The organism is Flavobacterium sp. DW-iso2, assembly GCF_058725285.1.
Map to the genome: position 1 here is coordinate 1 of NZ_JBZXDY010000009.1, position 13,565 is coordinate 13,565.

General features: G+C 34.7%; 8 protein-coding genes. 2 read left to right on the forward strand and 6 right to left on the reverse strand.

Translation table 11 applies throughout. The annotated features are described in order from the left end of the window. The first annotated feature begins 493 nt into the window (after positions 1–493). The gene (gene pafA, locus AC4PRO_RS08200) at positions 494–2,110 is read left to right on the forward strand and encodes an alkaline phosphatase PafA (RefSeq protein WP_492116994.1); all 1,617 of its coding nucleotides are present in this window, start codon (positions 494–496) and stop codon (positions 2,108–2,110) included. Between the two features lie 58 nt (positions 2,111–2,168). On the opposite strand, the gene lysA is transcribed toward pafA, so the two are convergent. The 3 genes from lysA to gltB all read right to left on the reverse strand — a co-directional run bounded on the left by lysA (position 2,169) and on the right by gltB (position 9,664). Next, entirely contained in the window at positions 2,169–3,389 is a 1,221-nt protein-coding gene (gene lysA, locus AC4PRO_RS08205) for a diaminopimelate decarboxylase (protein ID WP_074723966.1), read from the reverse strand. A gap of 303 nt (positions 3,390–3,692) precedes the next feature. Beyond that, on the reverse strand, positions 3,693–5,147 hold the full coding sequence (locus AC4PRO_RS08210) for a glutamate synthase subunit beta (RefSeq protein ID WP_492116995.1): 1,455 nt from the start codon (positions 5,145–5,147) through the stop codon (positions 3,693–3,695). A gap of 2 nt (positions 5,148–5,149) precedes the next feature. Beyond that, a complete protein-coding gene (gltB, locus tag AC4PRO_RS08215; RefSeq protein WP_492116996.1) occupies positions 5,150–9,664 on the reverse strand; it encodes a glutamate synthase large subunit in 4,515 nt (1,504 codons plus the stop codon). A 428-nt stretch (positions 9,665–10,092) separates the two neighbouring features. Between gltB and sucC the strand changes: the two genes are divergently transcribed. After that, complete coding sequence (gene sucC, locus AC4PRO_RS08220; RefSeq protein WP_074723963.1) at positions 10,093–11,286, forward strand: ADP-forming succinate--CoA ligase subunit beta; 1,194 nt, start codon at positions 10,093–10,095, stop codon at positions 11,284–11,286. A gap of 59 nt (positions 11,287–11,345) precedes the next feature. Here sucC and AC4PRO_RS08225 read toward each other — a convergent pair whose 3' ends face one another. Genes AC4PRO_RS08225 through AC4PRO_RS08235 form a run of 3 tightly spaced genes read right to left on the reverse strand, consistent with a single transcriptional unit; the run spans position 11,346 to position 13,563 of the window. After that, complete coding sequence (locus AC4PRO_RS08225) at positions 11,346–12,002, reverse strand: NAD(P)H-binding protein (protein WP_492116997.1); 657 nt, start codon at positions 12,000–12,002, stop codon at positions 11,346–11,348. A 7-nt stretch (positions 12,003–12,009) separates the two neighbouring features. Continuing rightward, positions 12,010–12,474, reverse strand: coding sequence for a DUF1456 family protein (locus AC4PRO_RS08230; RefSeq protein WP_339919842.1), 465 nt, complete (start codon positions 12,472–12,474; stop codon positions 12,010–12,012). A 57-nt stretch (positions 12,475–12,531) separates the two neighbouring features. Further along, a complete protein-coding gene (locus AC4PRO_RS08235; RefSeq protein WP_492116998.1) occupies positions 12,532–13,563 on the reverse strand; it encodes an aminotransferase class I/II-fold pyridoxal phosphate-dependent enzyme in 1,032 nt (343 codons plus the stop codon). Positions 13,564–13,565 lie beyond the last annotated feature (2 nt).

Consider the following 13,565-nt stretch of genomic DNA (forward strand, 5'->3'; position numbering starts at 1 on the left):
TTTGAAAAGCCTGTCTGAAAAGACAGGCTTTTTTTGTTTATTTGGTACAACGCTGTTCGCCCTTCGGGCTCGGTTCGTCGCCTTTCTTTAAAAACCCCGTTCGTTAGAACGGGGTTTTTTGTTTTTAAGCTCATTACGGATTACAACGAAAACCTGTGGAGTAGCAAAAATATTGGATCAGTTGCAAAAGTTGGGAATTAGCCGAAAATATTAGACAATCTGAATAGAAAGAAATCTAGGATCATAATGAAAACCTGTGGAGTAGCAAAAATTAGACGTAAATATTAGTTAACCTAAAAAGGAAAAAGTCTATGTTCCTCACAGTTCTAAATTGAGATCGCTTTTTCGTTTAGTGAAGTTCTTTATTCTTGTTGTAAAATGTAGCTTAGCTTTAATTAAATGTTAAATCAGTTTGGTGTTTTAACTTTCCGTCGATAGATTTAAATGAGTTCGTTCTTTAATGTGTATTTTTGCTTTAAAAATATATTTTAAGATGAAAAAAATCATTTTGTTTTTGACAGTACTTATTATGTCAAATTTACAAGCACAAGAAAGACCAAAATTAGTAGTTGGTATTGTAGTGGATCAAATGAAGATGGAGTATTTATATCGTTTTTCAGACGATTTCTCTGCTAATGGATTCAAACGTTTAATGGATAACGGTTATACGTTTCAAAATATGCATTTTAATTATATGCCAACGTATACTGCTCCAGGACATGCGTCTATTTATACAGGAACTACGCCAGCAATTCACGGAATTGTAAGTAATGATTGGTTTAGTAGAAAGTTAGGTAAAGAAATGTACTGTACTGATGATGCTAGTGTAAGCACCGTGGGTGATGGAACTAAAGAGGAGGGTCAAATGTCCCCTAAAAATTTATTAACCACTACTATTACTGATGAATTAAGAATGGGTACTAATTTTCAAGGGAAAGTAGTTGGTCTGAGTCTTAAGGACCGTGGCGCAATTTTACCAGCAGGTCATTTTGCAAACTGGGCTTTTTGGTATAGCAAAACGGGATCGTTTATTTCTAGTTCTTTTTATGGTGAAAAATTACCGGACTGGGTTCAAAAATTTAATGATGAGAAACATTATATGCCTTACATAAATAAAGGATGGGATTTATTAAAATCTAAAGCAACTTACAATGAAAGCTTAGAAGATAATAATCCTTATGAAGGTAAATTATATAATAGTGCAGCTCCGGTTTTCCCATATGATTTAAAAGATATGTATGCCAAGAATGATGCTGGGGTAATACGTTCAACTCCATTTGGGAATGATCTATTAGCAGAATTTGCTATGAAAGCGATAGAGAAAGAGGAGTTAGGGAAAGATAATATTACTGATTTCTTAACTGTTAGTTTTTCTTCTACTGATTATGTTGGACATTTATTAGGGCCAAGATCGATGGAATTGCAAGATACATACTTACGTTTAGACCAAACTATTGCTGATTTTTTAAATTACTTAGACAAGACAGTAGGGAAGGATAATTATTTATTGTTTATGACTGCGGATCATGCTGGTGCAGAAAACGTAAATTATTTAAAAGATCATAAATACAATGTAAATAGTGTTAGTCCAAAAGATATCAGAAATAACCTAAAGGACTTTTCTATGAAAACTTTTGGTGCTGATTTAGTTTTGAATTATTCAAATTTTAATTTATTTTTTAATAGAGAAATAATTAAAAGTAAAGAATTGGACTTGGTTAAAGTTAAAGGTGCATTTAAGAATTACTTAATGACTCAAGATTACGTAAAGAGGGTGTATACTGAAGAAGAAGTTTTAAGTTCAACGGGTAATGATTATTTTTTAAACTTCATTGCTAAAGGGTATGATGTAACTCAAAATGGAGATTTGGTGATTTTAGATAAGCCAGGATATATAGAATATCAAGGTACTGGGACGTCACACGGAACAACTTATTCTTATGACACACACGTGCCCGCTATTTTTTACGGTTGGCATATTAAAAAAGGAGAGTCTTTTAATAAAAAAGTGATTACACAAATAGCTCCTACAATCGCTCAGAAGATAAAAGTTTCATTTCCTAATGGTACTGAAGCAAATGTTCTAGAAGAAGTTTTAGATAATAAGTAAAATAGCTTTTATACTAAAAAAAGTCCCATCTCTTTTCTATTGAGATGGGACTTTTTTGTTATGCTTTTGTTCCTTCTATTGGTAATGGAATCTGATTTTTTAGTAAGTCTTCAAACGTCTCATGGGCACGTATTAAATGACCTTTTCCATTCATCCACAACACTTCAGCTGGTCGATATCTTGAATTGTAATTAGAAGCCATTGAATAGCAATAGGCACCAGCATTTCTAAAACTTAGTATATCTCCTTCTTTAATTTCTGAAATCCTTCTGTTATTTGCAAAAGTATCTGTTTCGCAAATGTATCCTACGACAGAGTAGAAGCGCTCTTTTCCTTTAGGATTTGAGATATTATCAATATGATGTTGTGAACCATATAACATTGGACGAATTAAATGGTTGAAACCACTATCAACTCCTGCAAAAACAGTAGAGGTAGTTTGTTTGATTACATTAACTTTTACTAAGAATGATCCTGCTTCACTCACTAAGAATTTACCTGGTTCGAAGATTAAGGTTAACTCTTTACCGTATTCAACGCAGAAGGCATTGAATCTTTTGGATAGTTTTTTACCTAACTCTTCGATATCCGTTTCGATATCATCTTTTTTGTACGGAACTTTAAATCCGCTTCCAAAATCTAGGAATTCAAGATTTTTAAAGTTTTTTGCAGCATCAAATAGAATTTCGGCAGCATATAAAAACACTTCAATATCTAAGATATCTGAACCTGTATGCATGTGAATACCTACGATGTTCATTTTTGTATTTTCAACAATTCGAACTAAATGAGGCAATTGATGGATTGAGATTCCAAATTTACTATCAATGTGTCCAACAGAAATGTTAGTGTTTCCACCTGCCATTACATGAGGATTGATTCTAATACAAACTGGTACATTAGGGTGTTTGGCTCCAAATTGCTCTAGTATTGATAAATTATCAATATTGATTTGTACTCCCATCGCATGTACTTCTTCAATTTCTTCAAGAGAGACTCCGTTTGGCGTATAAAATATTTTTTCTGGATCATAACCGGCATGAAGACCTAGTTGAACTTCTTGTATAGATACAGTATCTAGACCAGATCCCATTTCTTTTAAAAGTTGAAGTATGGCAACATTAGACAGTGCTTTCATAGCGTAATTGATACGCAAATTTTCGACCTTAGAAAATGCCTTGGTTAATCTATTGTATTGAGATTTTATTTTTTCGGCATCGTAAACATATATTGGACTTCCAAACTGTTCGGCTAATTGAAGTAGGTCTTTTGATTGCATCGTGATTATTTTTTAGCAAATTTATTATTCTTTATTGATTTCACAAGGGATTTTTTAATTCCTAACAATTTATAACAAAAAGTTATAAATTGAACAAAAAAGATGTTTTGTTCTAAGGTTGTTTTTATTGGGTGAGGGATAAGAGCGAATAGCCCACAGACACTAGAGCTTTTGCGAAAGTGACGAGGACTTGTAGCGGATAGCCCGACCAAGCTGGAACGAGAGTGGAGGCGTGGTCACCCCCAAAAGAAAATGGCTGTCGGAAAAACTATTCTGACAGCCATTTTTCAGTATTATTATGATTTATAAACCAGGTAAGTCTCCATTGCCCTTCGTTGGTAAATTTGTATATCCCATTAAATAATTATCAACTTCTCTTGCCGCTTCACGACCTTCGGAGATTGCCCATACAATCAATGATTGTCCTCTTCTCATATCTCCAGCAGTAAAAATGTGTGGTACATTTGTTTGATAATTAGTCGCTTTATAATTGCTTCTCATATCTGTTTCTAAACCCAATTGATCACTTAATGTTTTTTCAGGGCCTGTAAAACCAAGAGCCAAAAGTGCTAAATCACAAGGCCATATTTTCTCAGAACCTTCTTTTTCGATTAATTCAGGTCGTTGTCCCGGTGTCATTTTCCAGGCTACTTCTACGGTTTTCAAACCTATCAATTGCCCTTTTTCATTAGAAATAAATTCTTTGGTGTTGATTAGCCAATTTCTATCACATCCTTCTTCATGTGACGAAGATGTTTTTAATTGCAAAGGCCAGAAAGGCCAAGGTGTTGTTTCGCTTCTTCCAACTGGTGGTTTAGGCATAATTTCAAAATTGGTAACCGATTTAGCTCCCTGTCTGTTAGAAGTTCCTACACAGTCAGAACCCGTATCTCCACCACCAATAACAATAACGTCTTTACCAGTAGCCAGTATTTGGTTAGGGATTTCTTCTCCGTATAACGACTTTGTTTGTTGAGTCAAGAAAGTCATCGCTTGAACCACTCCGTTGCTTTCAATCCCCTTCGTCGGTAGGCTTCTACTAGTTGTAGCTCCTCCGCACAATACGATAGAGTCAAAAGCATTCAATTGTTCTACACTATAGTTTGCCCCAACATTTACATTGGTTTTAAAAACAATTCCTTCCGCTTCTAATATTAGTACGCGTCGGTCAATAATTCCTTTTTCTAATTTAAAGTTTGGAATTCCATATCTCAAGAGTCCTCCAATAGCATTGTCTCTTTCGAAAACAGTTACGGTGTGTCCCGCTCTGTTTAATTGTTGAGCAGCTGCTAATCCGGCAGGTCCAGAACCTATTACGGCTACTGTTTTACCTGTTCGCTCTAGCGGAGTTTGTGGTTTGATCCAGCCTTCAGCAAATCCTCTTTCTATAATGTTTTTTTCTATATTTTCGATTGCTACAGGCTCTTCGATAATACCTAACACACATGATTTTTCACATGGGGCAGGGCATAAGCGACCTGTAAATTCAGGAAAGTTATTTGTTGATTGTAAAATTTCCAAGGCACTTTGCCATTCTTCTTGATGTACCATATCATTAAAGTCAGGAATCAAATTTCCTAATGGACATGCACTATGACAAAATGGAATTCCACAGTCCATACATCTCGATCCTTGTTCTTTAATTTTATCTTTTGCTAAAGGAATTGTAAACTCACTGTAATTTGAGACACGTTCCTTTACTGCTACATTACTTTCGTTAGTTCTATCGTATTCTTTAAATCCACCTATCTTTCCCATGACTATGCTATTAGTTCTTCAATTTTCTTTTCTTCTGCTAATCGTTGTAATGCTATTTTATAATCTTTAGGCATTACCTTGATGAAATGTTTTTGTTGGTTTTCCCAATCTTCCAATATTCTTGTTGCCAATGGACTATTAGTGTACATCGAGTGATTCTTGATTAAACGTCTCAGTTTTTCCAAGTCATCTTGTTCCAATGTTTCTAAGGCGACCATTTCCATATTGCACAATCCATTTTCGAATTGTTTTTTCTCATCAAAAACATAAGCAACACCACCACTCATACCAGCAGCAAAATTTCTTCCTGTTTTACCTAATACCACTACAATACCTCCAGTCATGTATTCACATCCGTGATCTCCGATTCCTTCTACAACTGCTGTTGCTCCAGAATTTCTTACCCCAAAACGTTCTCCAGCCATACCGTTAATATATGCTTCACCAGTAATGGCACCATACAATGCTACGTTACCGATAATTATGTTTTCTTCTGGTTTAAACGTTGCGGTAGGAGGGACTTTGATGATTAATTTTGCTCCTGAAAGTCCTTTTCCCACGTAGTCATTACAATTCCCACGAATTTTAAATGACAATCCATTAGTAGCAAAAGCACCAAAACTTTGTCCGGCAGAACCCTCAAAGTCAACAAGGATAGTATCTTCCGGTAATCCTTGGGCACCGTATATTTTTGAGATTTCATTACTTAAAATGGCACCTACAGAACGATCTGTATTTTTAATTTTAAAGTTTACTCTTGTTTTTTCTTTTCTATAGATAGAAGGAATTGCTTCTTTTATGATTGCGAAATCAAGCACATTCTCTAATGCGTGGTCTTGAGTTGTTGTATTGTAATTCGGTACTGTTTTTGCTTTTTCAGGTTTATACAAAATTGTAGACAAATCTAAACCACTTGCTTTATAATGCTTAATGGCTTTGTTGACATTCAGTTTTTGTGATTGTCCTACCATTTCTTTCAAGGTTCTAAAGCCTAACTGAGCCATGATTTCTCTCAACTCTTCAGCAATAAAATACATGAAGTTAATGATGTGCTCTGGAGTTCCTTTGAAATTTTTTCTTAACTCAGGATCTTGAGTAGCGATACCAACTGGACAGGTATTTAAATGACAAGCTCTCATCATGATACAACCTGAAGCGACTAGAGGTGCAGTGGCAAAACCAAATTCTTCTGCTCCTAATAAAGCTGCTATTGCAACATCACGTCCTGTTTTTAATTGTCCATCACATTCTAATACTACACGACTTCTTAAGTCATTTAGAATTAAAGTTTGCTGTGCTTCGGCAAGTCCAAGTTCCCAAGGAATACCAGTATGTTGTAATGAGGTTAAAGGTGCAGCACCAGTTCCTCCGTCGTAACCTGAAATCAAAATCACATCTGCTTTTGCTTTTGCAACACCGGCAGCGATTGTTCCAACCCCTACTTCAGAAACTAACTTAACATTTACACGGGCTTCACGATTGGCATTTTTTAAATCAAATATCAATTGTGATAAATCCTCAATAGAGTAAATATCGTGATGCGGTGGAGGAGAAATTAATCCAACATATGGAGTTGAATTTCTAACCTTTGCAATCCACGGCACTACTTTTTCACCAGGTAATTGTCCACCTTCTCCTGGTTTAGCACCTTGTGCCATTTTAATTTGGATTTCTTTGGCACTTGTCAAATAATTGATAGATACACCAAAACGTCCAGAGGCAACTTGCTTAATCGCACTATTTTTTGAATCTCCATTTAATTCTTTTTGGAAACGTTTTGGATCTTCTCCACCTTCTCCAGAATTACTTTTTCCTCCGATTCTATTCATGGCTATTGCCAAGTTTTCATGGGCTTCCTGACTGATAGATCCATAAGACATGGCTCCAGTTTTGAATTTTTTTACAATTTCTGTCCAAGGCTCTACTTCGTCAATTGAAATAGGATCCAAGTTGTTGAATTCAAATAACCCTCTAATTGTCATTAGGTTTTTACTTTGGTCGTTGACCATAGTGGAATATTCTTTATAACTTTCTGGACTGTTCAAACGTACTGCCTGTTGTAATTTAGCAATAGTAGTAGGGTTAAACATGTGTTTCTCTCCGGTTCTTCTCCATCTATAAATACCTCCAATTTCTAGAGATAATAAGCTGGCAACAGTCGAATTTGGAAATGCTTTCTGGTATCTTTTTTTAACTTCTTTTTCAATTTCCATTAAACCAATTCCTTCAATTCGAGAAGGGGTATATGGGAAATATTTTGAAGTAAAAGTTTTGTTTAAACCTAAAATTTCAAAAATTTGAGCAGCTCTATACGAATGTAAAGTAGAGATCCCAATTTTATTCATGATTTTCAGGATTCCTTTTGCTATAGCTTTATTGTAATTTGCAATAGCATAATCAGGTGTTATTCCTGTAATGAAACCTTTATCTACTTGGTCACGAATGATTTCATTTACCAAATATGGGTTAATAGCACTTGCGCCATAACCAAATAATAAGGCAAAATGATGTGGTTCACGCGGTTCGGCAGATTCAATAATTATTCCGAATTTAGAACGAACCTTTAGAATATTCATCGAATGATGGATATAAGAACAAGCTAGTAGCATTGGTATCGGGGCCATTTTTTCACTAACGCCTCTATCAGAAAGGATAATAATATTGTGTCCTTCTTGTACTGCCTTAAAGGTTGCTTGAACACATTTTTCTAATGCACGCTCCAGTCCATTTGCTCCTTTTTCTATTTCATATAAGGTAGAGATGGTTTGTGATTTAAAATCAGTATGGTCAATGTTTCTTATTTTATCCAGATCCTCTTTTGAAATTACCGGATTCTGAATTTTTAACTTCTTACAATGTTTTGGAACAATGTCAAAAATGTTATAATCTCCACCAATCGCCAAACTGACATCTGTAATAATTTCTTCACGAATTCCATCCAGTGGTGGATTGGTAACCTGAGCAAATAATTGTTTGAAATAATTATATAGCAGTTGTGGTTTATCTGATAATACCGCTAATGGAGTGTCGTTACCCATCGAACTAATAACTTCAGCACCTTTAGCTCCCATTGGGATAATTATTGTCTTTAAATCCTCAATAGTATATCCAAACAAACGCAATCTCGTTTCATAATCTATATTTTCAGTAGGAGTGCTATTATTGGTATATGGTACTTGTGATAAATTTAATAAATTGTCATCTAACCATTTTCTATAAGGACGTTTGGTTACAATTGCATTCTTAATCTCATCATCTTCAATAATTCGACCTTCGTTCATATCAACTAAGAACATTTTTCCGGGCTCTAATCTACCATGCTGCACTACATCTTCTGGTTTTATATCCAGAACACCTATTTCAGATGCCATAATTACAAAGCCATCTTTGGTGAGTGTGTAACGAGAGGGACGTAAACCGTTTCTGTCAAGAAGTGCACCAATCACATTCCCATCTGTAAATGGGATAGATGCAGGGCCATCCCAAGGCTCCATAATACAAGCATTGTACTCATAAAATGCTTTTTTATCATCTGACATGGTTTGGTGTTTTTCCCATGCTTCAGGAACGACCATCATCATAACTTCCGGTAAGGAACGTCCTGTCATTAATAATAGTTCGACAACCATATCCATAGAAGCAGAATCTGATTTTCCGTCTAATATTATAGGGAATAGTTTTTTGATGTCTTCGCCAAAAACATCACTTTGCATCAATTCTTCACGGGCACGCATTCTGCTTACATTTCCACGAAGGGTATTGATCTCTCCATTATGGCACATGTACCTAAACGGTTGTGCTAATTCCCAAGACGGAAATGTATTGGTAGAAAAGCGTTGATGAACTAAAGCTAGTCGAGTTACTAAATCATCGTCCTTTAAATCAGTATAGTATCTGCTGATATCTTCTGGCATCAATAGACCTTTATATATAATAGTCGTAGTAGACAGACTAGAGAAATAAAACATGTGGCTTTCTGAAATCTTTGAATTCAGGATAGCGTGTTCTGCTATTTTTCTGGCTGCAAATAATTTGGCATTGAATTGTTGTTCGGTTAATTCCAATCCATTCTTTCCAATAAATACTTGTTTTACTGTTGGTTCTTTTTCGGCGGCTATTTGTCCAAGGTTGGATACATCTACAGGAACATCTCTCCATCCGATTATATTCAAATTTTGATTGCGAATAGCAGTTTCAAAGGTAGTTTTGCAAAATTCAACTTGGTTTTTCTTTTTTGGTAAAAAAACCATTCCCACTGCATACTCTCTCGTTTCTGGAATAGTGAAGTCACATACTTTTTTAAAAAAATCATGAGGAATATCAAAAAGAATTCCTGCTCCATCTCCGGTTCGTCCATCTGCACTCACTGCACCACGATGCTCTAATTTTATTAAGATATCGAGTGCTTTATGAATAATGTCATTAGATTTAATTCCATTTAAATTACAAATAAATCCTGCGCCACAGTTGTCATGTTCAAATTCAGGCAAATAAAGGCCTTGTTCTTTAATTTTCATGCTTTATAATTTTTTTATACAAAAATAGCGATTTCATTAAATATAATGTATGAAACAGAGCTAAAACGAAATATTTTTACAGTAAAATTAGAATAACGTTTAATAAATGATAATAATTATATTTAGGTGGACGTGAATTACAAAATCGACAGCCTGACTTATTTGTAATGAAGATATATTGTAATATATCGTAGATACCACTAAATTTTCGCATCAAATTTCAAACGATATAGTAGCTTTTACTCCAATATTTTACTCGACTTTTACTTTTCTCATAACTTACTTTTCCTTGTAATTTTGAATTTATTGTTTAACTTGTACTATAAGAAATTTAAATAGGGAAAAGATTTTTCTGTTACCATGAATTTTGCTATTTTTGTGCCACTTATATTCTGAAATAAATTCAGGATCCAGACAAATTCTATATTATGAACATACACGAATATCAAGGAAAAGAGATTTTAGCTAGTTACGGAGTTCGCATTCAGCGCGGTATCGTTGCTAATAATGCAGTTGAAGCTGTTGCTGCTGCAAAACAATTAACTACTGAAACAGGGACAAGTTGGTTTGTAATTAAGGCGCAAGTTCATGCAGGTGGACGTGGAAAAGGTGGAGGAGTAAAACTTGCCAAAAATTTACAACAAGTAGAAGAAATTGCAGGTCAAATTATTGGAATGCAATTGGTTACGCCTCAAACTTCTGCAGAAGGTAAAAAAGTACACAAGGTTTTAGTTGCTGAAGATGTTTATTATCCTGGTGAAAGTGAAACTTCAGAATTTTACGTATCTGTTTTATTGAATAGAGCGACAGGTCGCAATATGATCATGTATTCTACTGAAGGTGGAATGGATATCGAAGAAGTAGCAGAACATACTCCGCATTTAATTTTTACTGAAGAGGTTGATCCTTCTGTAGGACTTCAAGGTTTTCAAGCAAGAAGAATTGCTTTTAACTTAGGCCTTTCTGGAAATGCTTTTAAAGAAATGGTGAAATTCATTGATGCTTTGTATAATGCATACATTGGATCTGATGCATCAATGTTTGAAATCAACCCAGTTTTAAAAACATCTGACAATAAAATTTTAGCTGTAGATGCTAAAGTTAATATTGATGATAACGCTTTGTACAGACAAAAAGCATATGCTGAGATGCGTGATATTCTTGAAGAAAATCCAATCGAAGTAGAAGCAAAAGAAGTAGGATTAAACTATGTAGATCTTGACGGTACAGTTGGATGTATGGTGAACGGAGCTGGATTAGCAATGGCAACGATGGATTTAATTAAGTATGCTGGTTTTGAGCCTGCAAACTTCCTTGACGTAGGTGGAACTGCTGATGCAAAACGTGTTGAAACTGCTTTCCGTATTATCTTAAAAGATCCAAACGTAAAAGCGATTTTAATTAATATTTTTGGTGGAATCGTTCGTTGTGACCGTGTGGCACAAGGAGTTGTTGACGCTTACAAAAATATGGGAGATGCTATTAAAGTGCCAATCATTGTTCGTTTACAAGGTACTAACGCAGCAATTGCAAAAGAATTAATTGATAATTCAGGAATGCCAATTTTATCGGCTGTTGAATTCCAAGAAGCAGCTGACCAAGTAAAAGCAGCTCTTTCTTAATTAGAAAATTAGTAGATATAAAAAAATCCTGAGTGAAAGCTCAGGATTTTTTGTTTTTATTAGTTTCCGATTTTTTGAACTTCATCGGATTCATAGATGTCAAAACCTTTTTTATTTTTTTGTGCAATTCTAAAAAGGGCTTTTGCTACGGCGTCACTTTCTATGGGTTTGTATTTTTTTAGTCCTCCAATAAATATAAAGGAAAATAGTTTCATAAAAACAGAACCTAATTTTTCTCCCAGTCTAAATTCCTTCCTGTCTCCTAGAAGTAAAGAAGGTCTCAAAATTGCAACACTTTCAAAACTCGAATTTTTCAAAAAGTCTTCTATTTCTCCTTTAGTCTTCAGATAGAAATTCCCCGAAGCTTTATCAGCACCAAGCGATGAAATCGCCAGAAATTGCTTAACATCATTTTTTAGAGCGAAAGTGGCAAACTGCTTCGGATAACCGAAATCTACTTTCCTGAAGGCTTCTTTACTTCCTGCTTTTTTGATTGTAGTACCAATGGTGCAGAAAAAATCATCACCAACAACTAAATTTTGATAGGTATCCTGTTTATCAAAATCTATAATATGTTGTGTTAATTTGGCATGTTTCTTTCCAGTATCTCTTTTCACAAAAGAAATTACTTCATCGTAGGTTGGACTTTCTAAAAGAATATCCAATAATTGGGAACCAATTAATCCAGTGCTACCAATAATTAATGCAGTTTTCAAGGTCGATTTATTTTTTATTCTTTCCGAAATTGTACTTTACTTTTTCTACTACCTGCGTTTTTGAATTTCCTTTAGGGTAATCTTTCTTAGACGGTTTTTTTGTCGCAGATTTTGTTTTCGAAGGAGCTTCATCACCTCTTGATTTCTCCTCATCTCTTGGTTTTGCTTTAAATTCAGGTCTGTCTTTAGATCCTTCCTTTGCAGGTATTTGCGCTTTATGTTTTGCTAAAACGTCATTTGGATTTTTAGGGTTTTCCTTCGTTCCACGTAAATGGATAACTAAAGCATTCAGGAAATTGCGCAACACTTGGTCGCCACATTCCATATAATTTTCATGTTTTTCATCACGGAAAAAAGCACCTAATTCTGATTTAGTAATTCTAAAGTCTACTAATTCCAATATTTCAACAATTTGGTCATCACGTAACATTAAAGCAACGCGTAGTTTTTTGAAGATATCGTTATTTGTCATCATATTCTAATTTTTTACAAATGTACGTTTAAAAAGTAAGTGGTCGTAATTTTAGGTTCAGAATTGGTATTGGTTTAGAATGCTAATTATTTTGTTTAAATCATCTTCTGTATGATTAGCTGTAAATATGATTCTGTTCAAATCTTTGCCGCCAGTAGGATATTTAAAATTAGTAACTATGATTTTATTGGCATTAAGCATTTCATTGATTCCATCTATGTCGGGATAGATCACAGGATATTCAGAGTTAAATGCCAATGCTTCATTTTTCACCAATTCGCTATCAATGTATTTAAGATTTTTTTTTAACTTTATATGTTGGCTTTTGTAGATTCTGCCTGCTTCTGCCAGTGCCTCAATCAGCGCAGGGCTCATTCCTGCACTTGAAACAAATGAAGGATTATTCCTTATTTGATCAATAAAAGATTGATCAGATGCAATGACTCCGCCGGTAACGCCCATTGCTTTTCCTAGCGATGCGACCATAATTTTTCGTTTAATATTTTTATGATGGATCGTAGAAAAAATTCCACATCCGTTATTTCCTAAAACACCTAAAGAGTGAGATTCATCAATAACCAAAGTAATTTCCTTATTCGAAGCAATCAAATCGATAGCGGCTAAATCAACTTCTTTTATCTGAAAACTAGCGACGGCATCTGTTAGAATAGTTATTCTTTCATTTGTATCGTCTAGTAAGCGGGGATTTAATTCGTTTTCGATAAAAAACGGTAAACTATTAGGGACTTTTAGAGCCGTATGATTATTTGGAAAGCTAAAGAAAATATCTGTATGTGACGTAAGTTCTTCAATTACTAATTTTGCGGCAAGCATTCCCGATGAAACAGTAACTGTAGCATCTGCATTAATATATTCCGTTAAAAACTGTTCCCCTTTTTCATAAGCTGTAAGTTGTATGTTTGAATTCCTGGAACTTCCGTAAGCGGAGCCCCAACGTAGTATGTTTTTCACAATCAGTTGTTGAAATTCTGGGTTGGCAGGCATTCCTAAATAGGCTGTTCCGCCAAAGTATAAATAATTTTCTTTTTCAACCTCAATTATTCTGTCTGGAAACTGATTGATTTTCATTT